Origin of the sequence: Nitrospina sp. 32_T5, from assembly GCF_052156635.1 — a bacterium.
Classification (GTDB): Bacteria; Nitrospinota; Nitrospinia; order Nitrospinales; family Nitrospinaceae; genus Nitrospina.
Genome location: NZ_JBQKUO010000001.1, coordinates 617,055 through 634,058 on the forward strand (window position 1 = coordinate 617,055; position 17,004 = coordinate 634,058).

At 58.0% G+C, this 17,004-nt stretch carries 24 protein-coding genes; all 24 read right to left on the reverse strand.

Features of this window, described 5'->3' with window-relative positions; translation table 11 throughout:
* Positions 1-2: 2 nt before the first annotated feature.
* Positions 3-506, reverse strand: a complete 504-nt coding sequence (gene rpsE, locus ACTRW9_RS02805; protein ID WP_442427476.1) for a 30S ribosomal protein S5 — start codon at positions 504-506, stop codon at positions 3-5.
* A gap of 48 nt (positions 507-554) precedes the next feature.
* On the reverse strand, positions 555-923 hold the full coding sequence (gene rplR / locus ACTRW9_RS02810) for a 50S ribosomal protein L18 (protein WP_442427477.1): 369 nt from the start codon (positions 921-923) through the stop codon (positions 555-557).
* A gap of 17 nt (positions 924-940) precedes the next feature.
* Positions 941-1,486, reverse strand: a complete 546-nt coding sequence (gene rplF, locus ACTRW9_RS02815; RefSeq protein ID WP_005007686.1) for a 50S ribosomal protein L6 — start codon at positions 1,484-1,486, stop codon at positions 941-943.
* 14 nt (positions 1,487-1,500) lie between these two features.
* Positions 1,501-1,893, reverse strand: a complete 393-nt coding sequence (gene rpsH, locus ACTRW9_RS02820) for a 30S ribosomal protein S8 (protein WP_442427478.1) — start codon at positions 1,891-1,893, stop codon at positions 1,501-1,503.
* Between the two features lie 38 nt (positions 1,894-1,931).
* Positions 1,932-2,117 (reverse strand): type Z 30S ribosomal protein S14, encoded by a 186-nt coding sequence (locus tag ACTRW9_RS02825; protein WP_005007684.1) that lies wholly within the window; start codon positions 2,115-2,117, stop codon positions 1,932-1,934.
* Positions 2,118-2,140: 23 nt separating this feature from the next.
* A complete protein-coding gene (gene rplE, locus ACTRW9_RS02830; RefSeq protein WP_442427479.1) occupies positions 2,141-2,686 on the reverse strand; it encodes a 50S ribosomal protein L5 in 546 nt (181 codons plus the stop codon).
* Between the two features lie 27 nt (positions 2,687-2,713).
* On the reverse strand, positions 2,714-3,040 hold the full coding sequence (gene rplX / locus ACTRW9_RS02835) for a 50S ribosomal protein L24 (protein WP_442427480.1): 327 nt from the start codon (positions 3,038-3,040) through the stop codon (positions 2,714-2,716).
* Positions 3,040-3,408 carry a 50S ribosomal protein L14 gene (rplN, locus tag ACTRW9_RS02840; protein WP_442427481.1) on the reverse strand — a complete coding sequence of 123 codons (369 nt, stop codon included), beginning with the start codon at positions 3,406-3,408 and terminating at the stop codon, positions 3,040-3,042. Before rplN ends, rplX begins: the two co-directional genes overlap by 1 nt.
* Positions 3,409-3,413: 5 nt before the next feature.
* Positions 3,414-3,674: a 30S ribosomal protein S17 gene (rpsQ, locus tag ACTRW9_RS02845; protein ID WP_005007679.1), complete on the reverse strand. Its 261-nt coding sequence runs from the start codon at positions 3,672-3,674 to the stop codon at positions 3,414-3,416.
* 35 nt (positions 3,675-3,709) lie between these two features.
* Positions 3,710-3,943 (reverse strand): 50S ribosomal protein L29, encoded by a 234-nt coding sequence (gene rpmC, locus ACTRW9_RS02850; protein WP_005007678.1) that lies wholly within the window; start codon positions 3,941-3,943, stop codon positions 3,710-3,712.
* Between the two features lie 19 nt (positions 3,944-3,962).
* Positions 3,963-4,370 (reverse strand): 50S ribosomal protein L16, encoded by a 408-nt coding sequence (gene rplP, locus ACTRW9_RS02855; protein ID WP_005007677.1) that lies wholly within the window; start codon positions 4,368-4,370, stop codon positions 3,963-3,965.
* Between the two features lie 34 nt (positions 4,371-4,404).
* Positions 4,405-5,079 (reverse strand): 30S ribosomal protein S3, encoded by a 675-nt coding sequence (gene rpsC, locus ACTRW9_RS02860; protein ID WP_442427482.1) that lies wholly within the window; start codon positions 5,077-5,079, stop codon positions 4,405-4,407.
* A gap of 7 nt (positions 5,080-5,086) precedes the next feature.
* On the reverse strand, positions 5,087-5,425 hold the full coding sequence (gene rplV / locus ACTRW9_RS02865) for a 50S ribosomal protein L22 (protein ID WP_005007675.1): 339 nt from the start codon (positions 5,423-5,425) through the stop codon (positions 5,087-5,089).
* Between the two features lie 20 nt (positions 5,426-5,445).
* Positions 5,446-5,730, reverse strand: coding sequence for a 30S ribosomal protein S19 (gene rpsS, locus ACTRW9_RS02870; RefSeq protein WP_005007674.1), 285 nt, complete (start codon positions 5,728-5,730; stop codon positions 5,446-5,448).
* A gap of 24 nt (positions 5,731-5,754) precedes the next feature.
* Positions 5,755-6,582: a 50S ribosomal protein L2 gene (rplB, locus tag ACTRW9_RS02875; protein ID WP_442427483.1), complete on the reverse strand. Its 828-nt coding sequence runs from the start codon at positions 6,580-6,582 to the stop codon at positions 5,755-5,757.
* A 6-nt stretch (positions 6,583-6,588) separates the two neighbouring features.
* Positions 6,589-6,882, reverse strand: a complete 294-nt coding sequence (gene rplW / locus ACTRW9_RS02880; RefSeq protein ID WP_442427484.1) for a 50S ribosomal protein L23 — start codon at positions 6,880-6,882, stop codon at positions 6,589-6,591.
* Positions 6,882-7,508 (reverse strand): 50S ribosomal protein L4, encoded by a 627-nt coding sequence (rplD, locus tag ACTRW9_RS02885; protein ID WP_442428228.1) that lies wholly within the window; start codon positions 7,506-7,508, stop codon positions 6,882-6,884. Before rplD ends, rplW begins: the two co-directional genes overlap by 1 nt.
* Positions 7,509-7,538: 30 nt before the next feature.
* On the reverse strand, positions 7,539-8,177 hold the full coding sequence (gene rplC / locus ACTRW9_RS02890; protein ID WP_442428229.1) for a 50S ribosomal protein L3: 639 nt from the start codon (positions 8,175-8,177) through the stop codon (positions 7,539-7,541).
* Positions 8,178-8,192: 15 nt separating this feature from the next.
* A complete protein-coding gene (rpsJ, locus tag ACTRW9_RS02895; RefSeq protein ID WP_005007668.1) occupies positions 8,193-8,501 on the reverse strand; it encodes a 30S ribosomal protein S10 in 309 nt (102 codons plus the stop codon).
* Positions 8,501-9,691, reverse strand: a complete 1,191-nt coding sequence (gene tuf, locus ACTRW9_RS02900) for an elongation factor Tu (protein ID WP_442427487.1) — start codon at positions 9,689-9,691, stop codon at positions 8,501-8,503. The genes rpsJ and tuf overlap by 1 nt, the downstream gene beginning before the upstream one ends.
* A gap of 55 nt (positions 9,692-9,746) precedes the next feature.
* Positions 9,747-11,849, reverse strand: coding sequence for an elongation factor G (fusA, locus tag ACTRW9_RS02905; protein WP_442428230.1), 2,103 nt, complete (start codon positions 11,847-11,849; stop codon positions 9,747-9,749).
* 29 nt (positions 11,850-11,878) lie between these two features.
* Complete coding sequence (gene rpsG, locus ACTRW9_RS02910; protein WP_442427489.1) at positions 11,879-12,352, reverse strand: 30S ribosomal protein S7; 474 nt, start codon at positions 12,350-12,352, stop codon at positions 11,879-11,881.
* A gap of 18 nt (positions 12,353-12,370) precedes the next feature.
* Positions 12,371-12,748, reverse strand: coding sequence for a 30S ribosomal protein S12 (gene rpsL, locus ACTRW9_RS02915; protein ID WP_005007664.1), 378 nt, complete (start codon positions 12,746-12,748; stop codon positions 12,371-12,373).
* A gap of 167 nt (positions 12,749-12,915) precedes the next feature.
* A complete protein-coding gene (rpoC, locus tag ACTRW9_RS02920) occupies positions 12,916-16,971 on the reverse strand; it encodes a DNA-directed RNA polymerase subunit beta' (RefSeq protein WP_442427522.1) in 4,056 nt (1,351 codons plus the stop codon).
* Between the last annotated feature and the right edge of the window lie 33 nt (positions 16,972-17,004).

The window sequence follows — 17,004 nt, forward strand, 5'->3', positions numbered from 1 at the left end:
ACTCAACGGGACGATTTATGATGCAATTCTTTACCGCGCACTTCCTGGCACTGCTGGACGTCGCGCAGGGACTCAAGGCCGTCGATGGTGGCCTTCACGACGTTGTGCGGATTGTTGGTGCGGATACATTTGGTGAGGATGTCCTTCACCCCTGCCGCTTCCAGGACCGCTCGCACGGCACCCCCGGCAATCAGTCCGGTACCCCGGCTCGCCGGCTTCAAAAGCACTTCACCGGAACCGAAACGGCCGATGATCTCGTGCGGAATGGTGGTGCCGTCCAGAGCCACGCGGATCTGGTTTTTCTTTGCGCGCTCGACGCCTTTACGAATAGCTTCCGGCACTTCGTTGGCCTTGCCCAGCCCCCAACCCACCTTGCCCTCGCGGTTGCCCACCACGACCAGGGCACTGAAGCTGAAGCGACGCCCGCCTTTCACCACTTTGGCGACACGCTTGATCTTGACGACTTTATCGACGAATTCGGTTTGTTTGGCGGCTCGTTCCTGCAAAAGCGTTCCTCCTGCCTGGCCGGGCTTTTTCCCCGCCGGGTTGGTTTTTTAAAACTTGATTCCCTTTTCCCGCACCGCCTCCGCCAGCGCTTTCACGCGGCCGGCATAGATGAATCCGTTGCGGTCGTAATACACTTCCTTGATTCCCTGTGCGGCAGCTTTTTCGCCCAGAATGGAACCCACCAGTTTCGCCGCTTCCACATTGCCGCCCGTTTTCATTTTCGCCTGGAAATCCTTGGTCAATGAAGACGCGGACGCGAGAGTCTTGCGGTTGGCGTCGTCGATGATCTGGGCGTAAATGTGGTTGGTACTGCGGAACACCGACAGGCGCAGTTTCTGCGGATCTTTCTGGGTCCGGTTTTTCACCCTGAATTTGCGTTTCAGCCTCAGCCGGGTTTTGAGATTTGTTTTTGACATGGTCCGTCTTGCTAAAATTATTTGCCCGCGGCGGCTTTGCCCGCTTTTCTGCGGATGCGCTCGTCGGCATACATGACCCCTTTACCCTTGTAAGGCTCCGGTGGTCGCATTTTGCGGATTTCCGCGGATGTTTGTCCCACTTTTTCCTTGTCGATGCCTTTGACCTTGATGGTGTTGGCTTTCGAATCCACCTCGAACTCGATGCCGTCGGGGCTCGGGTACTCAATGGGATGCGAATAACCCAGGTTCAGCACCAGGGCCTTTCCCTTCAGTTCCACCTTGTAACCGACGCCGACAATGTTGAGCTGTTTCTCGTAACCCTGAGAGACGCCCACCACCATGTTGTTGAGAAGTGCCCGGGTGAGGCCATGCAGGGCGCGGTGCGTCCGGTTGTCCGACGGCCGCTTTACCAGCACCTGGTTTTCTTCCTTCTCGATCAACATCTCCGGGTGCAGGTCACGCACCAGTTCCCCCTTGGGGCCCTTGACCTTCACGTGACTGCCCTGAATGGTGCACTCGACGCCGGAAGGCAATTCAACCGGCAATTTTCCAATACGTGACATAATCGATTCCTGCCTTACCAGATGTATCCGACCACTTCGCCGCCGATACCTTTTTCGCGGCAAATCTGATCGGTGACCAATCCCTGCGATGTGGAGATGATAGCGACCCCCAGACCGTTCAGCACCTTCGGGATATGATCCTTGTCCACATAAACACGGCGGCCGGGTGTGCTGACACGCTTGATGCCGCGTACACAGGGGGAACCGTTGTGGTATTTCAGGTACACCCGCAACAACCCCTGCTTATTGTCTTCCTTGGTCTTGAAGTTGCGAATGAATCCTTCACCCTGCAAAATCTCGGCGATCCGGACCTTCATCTTGGAATTCGGCATGTCCACCGAAGGGTGGCGCACCTGCATTCCGTTCCGGAGCCGGGTGAAAAAATCCGCTATGGGATCGGTCATCATGAGATCAATGTTCTCCTAAACTTACGTAACTCATTGCCTTACCAGCTGGCCTTGGTGACGCCGGGGACTTCCCCCAACAGCGCCCGCTGCCGAAAACAGATGCGGCACAAACCAAACTTGCGGAGGAACGCCCGCGGGCGGCCGCACACTTTGCACCGGTTGTACTCCCGCACGCTGAATTTCTGCTTGCGGTTGGCCTTGGCTATCAGCGATTTCTTCGCCATTTCTTGCCTCTAAAAATCGGGATTCAGTTGCGGAACGGAAATCCCATGGTCTTCAACAGCACCCGCCCCTGCTCGTCGTTTTCAGCGGTGGTGCAGATGGTGATGTTCATTCCCTTGATCTTTTCGATCTTGTCGAAATTGATCTCCGGAAAAATCAATTGTTCTCGCAGGCCGATGGTGTAGTTGCCGCGCCCGTCGAAAGACTTGGGCGACAGGCCCTTGAAATCGCGCACGCGCGGCAGAGCGAATCCAACGAGCCGCTCGAAAAATTCGTACATGCGGGAGCCGCGCAGGGTCACACGCACACCCACCGGCATGCCTTCGCGCAGCTTGAAGTTGGAGATCGCTTTTTTCGCCTTTGTCACCACCGGGGCCTGGCCGGTAATGGTGCGCAACTGCTCAACACCCGCCTCGATCAGCTTGGCGTTCTGGGTGCCTTCGCCCAGGCCCATATTGAGCACGATCTTCTCCAGACGCGGAACCTGCATGATGTTTTTCAGCCCGAGTTCCTTCTGGATCTGACTGCGGTACTTTTCGTTGTATGCCTGCTTGACATTGGGTACTGCCATGTTCTATTCCGTCAACCTTTCTGGCACTTAAATCTTGTCGATGGCGTCGCCGCATTTACGGCAGACGCGGACGCGGCTTCCGTCATCCAGTTTCTTGCTTTTCACACGCACGCCCTTGCCGCACTTGTCGCAAACCAAAAGCACGTTGGAGTAATGAATCTTACCTTCCTTCTCCACGATGCCGCCCTTGTTCTGCCCGCTCGGCTTCATGTGACGCTTGTAGAGATTGAGCTTTTCCACGGTGATGCTGTCATGGTCCGGATAGAATGCCAGAACCTTTCCCTTTTTGCCGCGTTCGCGACCCTTCATCACCATCACGATATCGTCTTTTTTCAGCAACCAGCTACCGGCCATCAGAGCACCTCCGGGGCGAGGGAAATGATCTTGAGAAACCGCTTGGCGCGGAGCTCGCGGGCGACAGGACCGAAGATGCGGGTGCCGACCGGCTCCTTCGCGTCGTTTACCAGCACAGCGGCATTGGTGTCGAATTTGATGTAGCTGCCTTCCGAGCGGCGCATTTCCTTGCGGGTGCGCACCACCACGGCTTTTTTCACGTCGCCCTTCTTGATGTTGCTGTTCGGCTCGCACTCCTTCACGGCCACGACGATGATGTCGCCCACCGAGGCGTAACGCCGTCCGGTCCCGCCCAGCACCTTGATACACTGAACTTTCCGCGCGCCCGAGTTGTCCGCCACATCCAAAACTGTTCGCAGTTGAATCATCGCCGTTAAATTTCCCGTTTCTTTAAAATTTCAACCAGGGACCACCGCTTGTCCTTGCTCAACGGCCGCACCTGCTTCATGGAAATAAAGTCGCCGACATTGCACTGGTTCGTCTCGTCGTGACACTTGTATTTCCGGGTCTGCTTGACCACTTTCTTGAATTTGGGGTGAATGTACTTCCTGTCCACCCGCACCACCACCGTCTTGTCCATCTTGTCGCTGATGACGGTGCCCAACAGCGTTTGTTTGCGCTTACCTTCGCTCAACGTGCACTCCTGAGGTTATTTCTTTTCACCCGTCTTTACGACGAGGGGGTTTCGGCTTTCGGCTGGCCTGCCTGGTCCGCCGACTGTTTCATTTCCCGGTTAAGGGTTTTGAGCCGTGCAATGTCCCGGCGCATGTGCTTCATCCGTCCCGGATTCTCAATCTTTCCTGTAGCGAGCTGAAATTTCAGATTGAAATATTCTTCCTCCAGGTCGGCGAGCTTTTCCTCGCGCTCCTTTTCGGACAGCTCCCGGATTTCCTTCATCTTCATGATAGTCGGTTCCCGCCTGTTACTTGTTCACGATGATCCGGGTGGCCACCGGAAGTTTGTGTGACGCCAGACGCAGAGCCTCTTTGGCCACGTCCTCCGCCACGCCGGACATTTCGTAAAGAATCCTTCCGGGCTTGACGACGGCGACCCAGAATTCCGGGTTGCCTTTACCTTTACCCATGCGGGTCTCGGCCGGCTTCTTGGAGATCGGCTTGTCCGGAAAAATCCGGAGCCAGATTTTACCGCCACGCTTGACGTGACGGGTCATGGCAATACGCGCCGCTTCGATCTGGCGGTTGGTGATCCAGCCGCACTCCAGAGTCTGCAGGGCATACTCGCCGAAATTGACCTTACCGCCGCGGAACGCGGTGCCGCGCATCCGGCCTTTGTGTTTTTTGCGATACTTGACGCGCTTGGGCATCAACATGACTGTAACTCTCCCAGCTTGCTATTCGTGTTCGTCAGGACGCTGCGGCTTCGCCCTCTTCGGCGGTATCCGCCGCTCCTTCAAAAATCTCGCCCTTGTACACCCACACCTTGATACCGATGATGCCGTAAGTGGTGCGGGCCTCGGCGGTGCCGTAATCGATGTCCGCACGGAGTGTGTGCAGGGGCACGCGGCCTTCGCGGTACCATTCACTGCGCGCGATTTCCGCGCCACCCAGGCGACCCGATACGCGGATCTTGATGCCCTTGCCGCCGAAGCGCAGGGCGCTGACCACCGCTTTCTTCATGGCGCGGCGGAAGGAAATCCGTTTCTCCAGCTGCATGGCCACGTTCTGCGCGATGAGCGAGGAGTCGAGTTCCGCCCGGCGGATTTCCTTGATGTTCAGGTTGACCTGCTTGGCCGTACCGATGATCCTCTGCAACTCCTCCTTCACCCGGTCCACTTCCAGCCCCTTTTTACCGATGATGATGCCGGGGCGGGCGGTATGTATATTGATGCGGATGCGGCTTGCCGAACGCTCGATTTCCAGGTTCGAAATGCCCGCGTGCGACAGGTTTTTCCGTAAATGCTTGCGGATCTTGATGTCTTCCTGCAGAAGATCGGCGTAATCTTTTTTTGCGTACCAGTTCGATTTCCAGGGCTTGTTGATGCCCAGGCGAAACCCGTAGGGATGTACCTTCTGACCCATGTGTCGGTTACTCCTTTTCGTCCAGCACAAGCGTGATGTGGCTGGTGCGTTTGCGAATGAGGGTCGTCATCCCCCGCGCCCGCGGAAGCTGGCGTTTCATGGTCACACCTTCGTCCACCGTGACCTTGCGAACATACAGATCGTCCACGTCCAGCACCTTGTGGTTTTCCTCGGCATTGGCCAACGCCGACTTCAAAAGTTTCTGAAACAGACCCGCCGCCTTCTTCCGCGTGAAGACAAGGACGTTCATTGCGTCGTTCACGTTCTTGCCGCGGATCATGTCGGCGATCAAGCGCGCTTTGCGCGGGGCCGTGCGGGCGTGTTTCAATTGGGCTCTGACACTCATTTCCGTTGCTCTCGATTAAATTACTTGGGCGGCGCCGCTTTTTTGGTTTTGCCGCTGTGGGCCTTGAAGGTGCGGGTCGGGGAAAACTCCCCCAGCTTGTGCCCCACCATGTTTTCCGTGACGAACACGGGAATGAACTTCTTGCCGTTGTGTACCGCCAGGGTGTGCCCGACGAAATCCGGCAGAATGGTGGACCGGCGCGACCAGGTCTTGACGACCTTCTTCTCGTTCTTCCGGTTCATCAGCTCCACCTTGTCCGCCAGATGCTGATCGACAAACGGCCCTTTTTTCAGTGATCGCGCCATAGCGCTCCTGCCTTCTAAAGTTGATTATTTCTTGCGTCGACTCAGTATGTACCGAGAGGACGGTTTCTTTTTCTTGCGCGTTTTGTACCCCTTCGCCGGCATGCCGTAAGGACTGCACGGATGGCGTCCGCCGGAGGAGCGGCCTTCACCGCCGCCCATCGGATGGTCGACCGGATTCATGGCCACTGCGCGCGGACGCGGGCGGCGCCCCATCCAGCGTGTTCGCCCTGCCTTGCCGAGCGACACGTTTTCGTGCTCTGCGTTGCCGACGGAACCCACCGTGGCGCGGCATTTCACCGAAACCAGCCGCACCTCGCCGGACTTGAGCTTGATGTTGGCATAGTCGCCTTCCTTCGCCATCAACTGCGCGTAGGTTCCGGCACTGCGCGCAATCTGACCCCCTTTGCCCGGCCTGAGTTCGATGTTATGAATCGTCGTACCTACGGGAATGTCTTCGAGGTGCAGGCAGTTGCCGACGCGCACCTCGGCGTCCCGGCCGGACATCACCGTGGCGCCGTCCTTCAATTCCGAAGGCGCCAGGATGTACCGCTTTTCTCCGTCCGTGTACACGAGAAGCGCGATGTTCGCCGAACGGTTGGGATCGTATTCGATACCCGCCACCTTCGCTTCGATCCCGTCCTTGTTTCGCCGGAAATCGATTTTGCGGTACAGCTTGCGGTGTCCGCCGCCACGCCGACGGGCGGTGACGCGGCCGTTGTTGTTGCGGCCGCCCTTGCGGGAAATCGACACCAGCAGGCTTTTCTCCGGTGTGGATTTGGTCACTTCACCGAAATCCGAAATCGTCTGAAATCGAACACCGGCGGAAGTCGGGTTGAGTTTTCTTACTGGCATGGCCGCTTACGCTCCTTCAAAAAAGTCTATCTTGTCGCCGTCCTTCAACGTGACGATGGCTTTTTTGCTCGCCTTGGTAAACCCGACGTTGCGGCCGAACCGTTTCTGCCTGGGTTTCACGTTGAGGGTATTCACATCCAGCACGGTGACGTTGAAGATTTTCTCCACGGCCTGCTTGATCTGAAGCTTGTTGGCATCGCGCTTCACCTGAAACATCACCCGGTTGCCGTCCTCCAGCATCATGGTGCTCTTTTCAGTGATGAGCGGCTTCTCTAAAATTCGATAAAGGTCGGTGGACATCAGCTGAGTCGCTCCTCTAATTTCCTGAGAGAGTCGGGGGTGCACACGATCTTCTGATGCACCAGCAGGTCGAACACATTGACACCTTCCACCGACAGCACATTGACCTGCGGCAGGTTGCGAACGGCGAGCTCCAGGTTCGGGTTTTTCTCGGCGACCAGGAACAACGTTTTTTCCGGCAACCCGAGCTTGGCGAGCAGGGCCAAAGCCTGCTTGGTTTTGGGCTCTTCCAGGTTCAGTGATTCGACCACTTGAATATTATTGCTTTGCAATCTTTCGGCGAGAACGGAGCGGATGGCGAGCTTGCGGGACTTCTTGGAAAGCTTGTGTGTGTACGCGCGCGGACGGGGACCGAACACCGTCATACCCCCGCGCCAAATAGTGGAGCGGGTGCTGCCATGACGGGCGCGCCCAGTTCCTTTCTGCCGCCAGGGCTTTTTACCGCCGCCGCTGATATCGCCGCGATTTTCGATGGTCGAGGCAGTGCCGCTCCGCTTGGCCGCCAACTGCATGACGACGTACTGTTGCACCAGATGCTCGCGGACGGGCCCTTCAAACACCTCGGGCGACAGCGTGGCCGTACCGACCTTCTTGTTTTCTGTGTTGACGATTTCGAGTTCCGCCATGTTTCGCTCTTTCGCTTCTTTCGCTCTAAATTATTTCCTGCCGCCAGCCTTGGCTTCGGTGATGCGCACCAGCCGGCCGTTGGCGCCCGGCACCGAGCCGCGCACCAGGATCAGGTTGTTGCCCGCATCCACGCGGACGACTTTTAAATTCTTCGCATGCACGGTTTTACCGCCCATGCGCCCGGCCATCTTCTGGCCTTTCAGCGTGCGCCCGGGATAGGTGTGCATGCCGATGGAACCACCGCCGCGAAACGACTCGTGAGTGCCGCGGGATGCCGGTTGGCCGCGGAAGTTGTACCGCCGGACCACACCGGAGAACCCTCGCCCCTTGGAGACGCCGACCACATCCACCAGTTCACCCTCGGCGAATGCATCCACCTTGAGTTGCTGGCCCATGGCGTCGTCCGCCAATTCCAGGTTTCGGAATTCCTGAAGGACCCGCGCGGGCTCCGCCTTGATCTTGTTGTAATACCCGGCCAGCGGCTTGTTGGTGTGCTTCGGCTTGCGCTGGCCATAGGCCACCACCACAGCGTCGTACCCGTTTTTATCCTGAGTCCGTTTTTCCACGGGCACACACCGCTCCACCTGGATGACAGTGACGGGAACACAATCGCCGTTTTCCAGATAGACCTGGGTCATTCCCAATTTTTTACCGAGCAAACCTTTCATCGATCCCGACCGTTCTTACAGTTTGATTTCAATATCCACGCCGCCGCTGAGGTCCAGCTTCATGAGCGCGTCGACGGTTTGCGGAGTGGGCTCGAGGATTTCCAGGATGCGCTTATGCGTCCGGATCTCGAACTGCTCCCGCGATTTTTTGTCCACATGCGGCGACCGCAGCACGGTCCACCGGTTCTTCTTGGTCGGTAGCGGGATGGGGCCGACCACCCGGGCGCCGGTGCGCTTGGTGGTCTCCACGATTTCCCCGACCGACCAGTCGAGCAGTTTGTGGTCGTAAGCCTTCAGCTTGATTTTTATTTTCTGATCGCTCATTAGTCCATGATCTCGCTGACGATGCCCGCGCCCACAGTCCGGCCACCTTCACGAATGGCGAACCGCAATTCCTTGGCCATCGCCACGGGGGTGATCAATTCCACCTCGAAGGTGACATTGTCGCCCGGCATGACCATCTCCACGCCCTGCGGCAGGGTGACCACGCCGGTCACGTCCGTGGTGCGGAAATAAAACTGCGGCCGGTAGCCGTTGAAGAACGGAGTGTGACGCCCACCCTCTTCCTTGGTCAGGATGTACACCTCTGCCTTGAACTTCGCGTGCGGAGTGATGGAACCGGGCTTCGCCAGAACCTGTCCGCGCTCGATGTCGTCGCGTTTGGTGCCGCGGAGCAGACAGCCTACGTTGTCGCCCGCCTGACCGTCGTCCAGCAGCTTGCGGAACATTTCGACACCGGTGACGGTGGTCTTGGTGGTCGGGCGGAACCCGACGATCTCGACTTCCTCACCCACCTTGATGACACCCGTCTCGATCCTGCCGGTGGCCACGGTACCGCGACCGGAGATGCTGAAGATGTCCTCGATCGGCATCAGGAACGGCTTGTCGATCGGGCGTTCCGGAACCGGAATGTCCGCATCGCAGGCAGCCATCAGGTCCCAGATGCACTTCGTCTTTTCTTCGTCTTCGGCGTTCTCCAGAGCCTGCAGAGCGCTGCCGCGAATGACGGTGATGTCGTCGCCGGGAAACTCGTACTTGTTGAGCAGTTCGCGTACTTCCAGCTCAACCAGGTCCAGGAGCTCCGGATCGTCAACCATGTCACATTTGTTCATGAACACAACGATGCGCGGCACGCCGACCTGACGGGCAAGCAGGATGTGCTCGCGGGTCTGCGGCATGGGGCCGTCGGTGGCGCTCAGCACGAGAATCGCGCCGTCCATCTGCGCCGCACCGGTGATCATGTTTTTGACGTAGTCGGCATGGCCCGGGCAGTCCACGTGAGCGTAGTGACGGTTTTCCGTCTGGTACTCAACGTGCGCGATGGCGATGGTGATGCCGCGTTCTTTCTCTTCAGGGGCCTTGTCGATCTGGTCGAACGCAATGCTTTGCGCCATCCCCTTTTTTGCCAAAACTTCGGTGATGGCCGCTGTGAGCGTGGTTTTACCATGGTCAACATGACCGATGGTTCCGATGTTCACGTGGGGTTTGTCTCTCACAAATTTTTCTTTTGCCATACCGATTCACTCCATTAATGATGAAATCATTGTTCCGGTTTTTTATTCGTTTTATTTATACGGTCACTTCACTTGAGGTTCCGGTGGACTTGGCGATCAATTCCTCGGCAATCGCATTCGGAACCACGTCATATTTCAAAAATTCCATTGAGTAGTTGGCGCGGCCCTGGGTGTTCGACCGAAGATCGGTGGAATACCCGAACATGCCTGCCAACGGCACTTCGCACCGCACCACTTTCGCGCCGGCACGGTCACCCAGTTCCTTGACCTTGCCGCGCTTCGAGTTGAGGTGGCCGATGACATCACCCATGAATTCCTCGGGGGTGACCACCTCCACGTCCATGATGGGCTCGAGCAGCACCGGCGTGGCCTTCTTCGCCGCATCCCGAAACGCAATGGACGCACAAATCTTGAATGCCATCTCGGAAGAGTCCACATCATGATACGAACCGTCGTTCAGGGTGACGCGAACGTCCACCATCGGGAACCCGCACAGGACGCCGCGGTCCATGGCCTCCGAAACACCCTTTTGAACTGCGGGAATGTATTCCTTCGGAATGGCGCCACCGACGATCTTGTTGACGAACTCAAACCCTTCACCCGCCTTGCGCGGTTCGAGAGTGATTTCAACATGACCATACTGACCCCGGCCGCCGGTCTGCTTGACGTACTTGTAACTGTGGTCCGTTTTCCTGGTGATGGTTTCGCGATACGCCACCTGCGGTTTGGACACACTGACATCGAGGTTGAACTCGCGCTTCATGCGGTCCACGAGGATCTCCAGATGCAACTCGCCCATTCCGGAAATGATGGTCTGGGAAGTTTCCGGATCCACCTTCACTTCGAATGTGGGGTCTTCCTGCTGAAGCTTGATGAGGCAGTCGGAAAGCTTTTCCTGCTCCTGCTTGGTTTTCGGCTCAATCGCAACAGAGATGACGGGCTGCGGAAAGGAAATGGACTCGAGGATAACGGGGCTCTCTTCGCGACACAGAGTGTCACCGGTAAAAGTCTTTTTGAAGCCGATCGCCGCGGCAATGTCCCCGGCGCCGACCACATCCACCTCTTCACGCTTGTTGGCGTGCATGCGGAGCAGGCGTCCCACGCGCTCCTTCTGATTCTTGGTCGAGTTGTACACGTACGTACCGCTCTTGATATGACCGGAATAAACGCGGAAGTAGGCCAGCTGGCCGACAAACGGATCGGTCATGATCTTGAATGCCAGCGCGGACAGCGACTTGCTCTCGTCCACCGGACACGTCACTTCCTCCTGCGTGTTCGGGTTGACGCCGACGACCGCCGCCACCTGGTCCGGAGACGGTAGGTAATGAACCACCGCGTCGAGCAACTGCTGCACACCCTTATTCTTGAACGCGGCCCCGCAGAAAATCGGCGTGAACGCCAGGGCCAGCACACCTTTGCGGAGAGCCGCGCGGATTTCCTCCTCGCTCACATCCTCCCCGCCCAGGTATTTTTCCATCAGCGCCTCATCCACATCGGCCAGGGCTTCCAGCATGTGGTCGCGGTACTCCTTCGCCTGCTCCAGCAGGTCCTCCGGAATCTCCTGAGTGTCGTACGCCTCACCCTTCTTGTACTTGTCGGAATACACGTTGGCTTTCATCGTGACCAGGTCAATGAGCCCCACAAAATCGGCTTCCGACCCGATCGGCAACTGCACGGGCACCGGGTTCGCGTTCAGGCGCTCTTTCATCTGCTGCACGCAGCCGAGAAAATCCGCGCCGGCGCGGTCCATCTTGTTGACAAACCCAATGCGCGGAACCTTGTACTTGGTGGCCTGGCGCCACACCGTCTCGGATTGCGGCTCAACGCCGCCAACGGCGCAGAACACACCCACAGCCCCGTCCAGCACACGGAGCGACCGCTCGACTTCGGCGGTGAAATCGACGTGGCCCGGCGTGTCGATGATATTGATCTGGTGATCCAGCCAGAAACACGTGGTGGCGGCGGAGGTGATGGTGATGCCGCGCTCCTGCTCCTGCTGCATCCAGTCCATGGTCGCACTGCCCTCATGAACCTCACCGATCTTGTGACTCTTGCCGGTGTAATAAAGGATTCGCTCGGTCGTCGTGGTCTTGCCCGCGTCGATGTGGGCGATGATGCCGATATTCCGGATTTGACTGATTTTGGGCTTCTTACTCATAACACCTTATATGCTGCTTGAGAACCGCATTACCAGCGGTAGTGGGCGAACGCCTTATTGGCTTCTGCCATACGATGAACATCTTCCTTCTTGCGAACCGCACCGCCGGTGCTGTTGTAGGCATCGACCAGCTCGTCGGTCAGCCTATCAGACATGGAACGGCCCGCACGGCTGCGCGCATTGCTGATGATCCAGCGGATGCTGAGCGCGGTGCGCCGGTTGGCGTTGACTTCCACCGGCACCTGATAGGTGGCGCCACCAACACGCCGGGACCGGACTTCGAGAAGCGGCGCAGCGTTGTCCACCGCCTTCTTGAACACCCTGATGGGCTCTTCGTCCTTCACCCGCTCACCGATGTTGTCCAGAGCGGAATAGAACATACGTTCCGCCACGCTCTTCTTGCCCCGCTTGAGGAGGCTGTTGACAAACCGGGCAACCAGAATGTCGTTGTATTTGGGGTCCGGCAGGATCTCCCGTTTTTCCGCTTCGCGTCTTCTTGCCATGGTTGCGTATAATTCTTATTAGGTTTTCTTCGGTTTCTTGGCACCGTACTTGGAACGGCTCTGCATGCGGTTGGCCACGCCCAGTGTATCCAGGCTGCCCCGCACAACATGGTAACGAACACCCGGCAGATCCTTAACGCGGCCGCCGCGAATCAAAACGATCGAGTGCTCCTGGAGATTGTGCCCGACACCCGGAATGTAGCTCGTTACCTCCATTCCGTTGGTCAGCCGGACGCGCGCCACTTTTCGTAATGCCGAATTGGGCTTCTTCGGAGTGGAGGTGTACACACGCACACACACGCCCCGTTTCTGCGGGCACGACTTCAGCGCCGGCGATGCCGTTTTCTCTACCGGCTTACGCCGGCCTCTTTTGACCAATTGATTAATGGTCGGCACAATAAAGTTCTCCTGATAGAGGGACCAACACCTTAACAAAACCCAGTTGACCCATCCTCAACTAATTGAATTTGTTGGAATGTTCAGAGTATGTCTGTAGTAGGCCGAAAAGCTTGGATTTTATCACTCCCATGCGGGGAGTCAAGGGAATTTTCCGGTATTTTTTCCTACTCTACCGCGGCCGGGGTTTCTTCCTCTTCTACCGGCTTCACTTCCTCGGTTTCCTCGAATTCCGGCTCCTCGATGCGGATGCCGCTGTAGGCGCGGCAGCCGGTTCCGGCCGGAATCAGCCTACCCATGATCACATTTTCTTTCAGTCCAAACAGGCGGTCTTCCTTGCCGCTGACCGCCACTTCCGTCAGCACCCGCGTGGTCTCCTGGAAGGAGGCCGCGGAGATGAAACTCTCGGTGCTGAGCGACGATTTCGTGATTCCCAGAAGAACCGGCTGGCCCTGCGCGGGCTTGCCTTTTTCCTTTATGGTCTCCTGGTTTTTCTCGTTGAATACCTTGCGGGTCACCTGTTCGCCAATCAGCAGGTCGGTGTCCCCGGGCTCTTCCACCTGAAGGTGGCGGAGCATCTGGCGGACGATGACTTCGATATGCTTGTCGTTGATGGCGACACCCTGCAGGCGGTACACCTCCTGCACCTCGTTGACGAGGTATTTCTGCAACTCGTTTTCACCGAGGATGCGCAGGATGTCATGCGGGTTGGCGGCGCCATCCATGAGCGGCTCGCCGGCCTGCACTTCGTCGCCTTCGTGCACGTTGATGTGCTTGCCGCGCGGAATGAGGTACTCGCGCTCTTCACCACTGTCGTTGACGATGACCACCTTCCGCATGCCTTTCACGAACCCGCCGAACTTAACGGTACCGCTGATTTCCGAGATGGTCGCCTGCTCGTGCGGCTTGCGCGCCTCGAATAGTTCCGCAACACGCGGCAGACCGCCGGTGATGTCCTTCGTCTTCGCCGTTTCGCGAGGAATCTTGACGATGACGTCACCCGCATTCACGCGGTCGCCCTCGTTGACATTGATGTGCGCACCCGCGGGCAGAATGTAGCGCCGGATGGTTTCACCCTTGTCGTCCTTGATCGAAATGCGCGGCTGCCGCTTCTCGTCGCGGTGGCTGATGATGACCTTGGTGGAAAGACCCGTGATTTCGTCGAAGTCCTCTTTCATGGTGATGCCTTCCACCACGTCGCCGAAGGCGATGGTGCCCTCGACCTCGGTGAGGATCGAGTTGGTGTACGGGTCCCACTCGACCAGCGTCTGGTTCTCGTGGACTTCCTGCCCGTCGTGCACCTTGAGTTTCGCCGCATAGACGACGGAGTATTTTTCCTTTTCCCGGCCGTTTTCGTCCTGCACCACCAGGCTGCCGTTGCGGTTCATGACGATGATCTCGCCGCGCTGGTTCTTGATCGTGCGCAGGCCCTGGTACTTGATGATGCCGCCCTTCTTCGTGCTGAGCGTCGTCTGCTCGACCACGCGGCTCGCGGTGCCGCCGATGTGGAACGTCCGCATGGTGAGCTGGGTACCCGGTTCACCGATGGACTGCGCGGCGATGACGCCGACCGGCTCGCCGATCTCCACCCAGCCGTTGGTGGCCAGGTTGCGCCCGTAGCACTTCACGCACAGTCCCTGCTTCGATTCGCAGGTCAGGTTCGAGCGGATTCGGATGCCTTCAATCCCGGCGTTCTCAATGGCCTCGACGACTTTCTCATCGACCATCTCATTCGCCTTGACCAGCACGTCGCCGGTGAACGGATCGAGCACGTCTTCCAGGCACGTACGGCCGAGGATGCGCTCACCCAGAGGCTGGATGATTTCACCCGCTTCCACGAGCGACGACAACTTAATGCCGCGCAGGGTGCCGCAGTCTTCTTCCATGATGATGATGTCCTGAGCCACATCGACAAGGCGCCGGGTCAGGTAACCGGAGTTTGCCGTCTTGAGCGCGGTGTCGGCCAGACCCTTGCGCGCACCGTGGGTGGAGATGAAGTACTGGATCACCGACAGCCCTTCGCGGAAGTTCGCGGTGATGGGCGTCTCGATGATCTCACCCGACGGCTTGGCCATCAGGCCGCGCATGCCGGCCAGCTGCCGCAACTGCTGCGAGCTGCCGCGCGCTCCGGAGTCGGCCATGATGAAGATCGAGTTGAAGTCCTTGGCCTCCACGCCCTTGACGATGTTTTCGTCTTCGACTTCCAGTTCGCGGAACATCTCTTCCGAGACGCGCTCGGTGACGTGCGCCCAGATGTCAATGACCTTGTTATAGCGTTCGCCGTTGGTGATGAGGCCGTCGCGGTACTGGTTGTAAACGCGGAGCACTTCATCGCCGGCCTTGTTGACCAGCGTTTCCTTCGCTTTCGGAATCCGCATGTATTCGGTCGAAATAGACAGGCCCGCCTCGGTCGCGTAATGAAACCCGAGGGTCTTGACCGCATCCAGCAGAGCAACGGTTTTTTCCCGGCCCACGATCTGGAACGACGTGGAAATCAGGTTGGACAGGGTTTTCTTGTTCATCTCCTGGTTGACCAGCTTGAACGGCAGCTCTTCCGGCAATACCTCATACAGGAGAACGCGGCCGGTGGTGGTGACTTCCAGGTTGCCGTCCACCTCGACCATCATCTTCGCCTGCAGGTGCAGTTCTCCGTGATCGTACGCCGCGCGCACTTCGCGCAGGTTGGAGAAAACGCGTCCCTCGCCGGGCACGCTGCCGCGGATCTTGGTCATGTAGTAGCAGCCGAGAACGATATCCTGACTGGGCACGGCGATGGGCTTGCCGTTGGCCGGAGACAAGACGTTGTTGGGCGCCATCATGAGGAGTTTCGCCTCGACCTGCGCTTCCATCGAAAGCGGAACATGCACCGCCATCTGGTCGCCGTCGAAGTCGGCGTTGAACGCGGTGCACACCAGCGGATGGATGCGGATCGCCTTGCCCTCGATCAACACCGGCTCGAATGCCTGGATGCCGAGACGATGCAAAGTCGGTGCGCGGTTCAGGAGAACCGGATGTTTCTGGATGACTTCTTCCAATACTTCCCACACCTCGGCGCGCTCCTGCTCGACCATCTTCTTCGCGGTTTTGATGGTGGCGGCATAACCTTTCTGTTCGAGCCGGTTGAAGATGAACGGCTTGAACAACTCGAGCGCCATCTTCTTCGGCAGCCCGCACTGGTGCAGCTTGAGTTCGGGACCGACCACGATGACCGAACGGCCGGAGTAATCGACGCGCTTGCCGAGCAGGTTCTGGCGGAAGCGGCCCTGTTTGCCTTTCAGCATGTCGCTCAGCGATTTGAGCGGACGCTTGTTGGTGCCGCGAAGCGTCCGGCCACGGCGGCCGTTGTCGAACAGCGCCGACACCGCTTCCTGCAGCATGCGTTTTTCGTTGCGGATGATGATCTGCGGCGCCTTGAGTTCCATCAACCGCTTGAGGCGGTTGTTGCGGTTGATGACGCGGCGGTACAGGTCATTGAGATCGGACGTGGCGAAGCGGCCGCCGTCGAGCGGCACCAGCGGGCGCAACTCCGGCGGAATGACCGGCACCACGCTCAGGATCATCCACTCCGGGCGGTTACCGGATTTGCGGAAAGCCTCGATGATCTTGAGGCGCTTGGCGATCTTGCGTTTGTTGAGCACCGAGGTGGTCTTTGCCAGGTTTTCCTTCAACTGCTCGGCGGTGGCGTCGAGGTCGATGTTTTTCAGCATCTCGTACACCGCCTCGGATCCGACCATCACCTTCAGTCCGTGCGGGTACTCGATTTCCGCCTCGCGGTATTCTTTTTCATCCAGAAGCTGGCCGGGCTTGAAATCCGATTCGCCGGGATCGACCACCACATAGTTTTCAAAATAAATAATGCGCTCGAGTTCCTTGAGCGTGAGATCCAGTACGTGGCCGATGCGGCTCGGCAGTCCCTTGAAGAACCAGATGTGGGCGACGGGGCTGGCCAGCTCGATGTGTCCCAGGCGCTCGCGGCGGACCTTGGACAGGATGACTTCCACCCCACACTTTTCGCACACCACCCCCTTGTGCTTCATGCGCTTGTACTTGCCGCAGTTGCACTCCCAATCCTTCACCGGGCCGAAGATCTTGGCGCAGAACAGGCCGTCCCGTTCCGGCTTGAAGGTCCGGTAATTGATGGTTTCCGGCTTTTTGACTTCCCCGTACGACCAGGACCGGATTTTTTCCGGAGAGGCCAGCCGCACCCGGATGGCGTCAAACATGATCGGATTCTTGGGTTTTTCAAAAATGTTCAG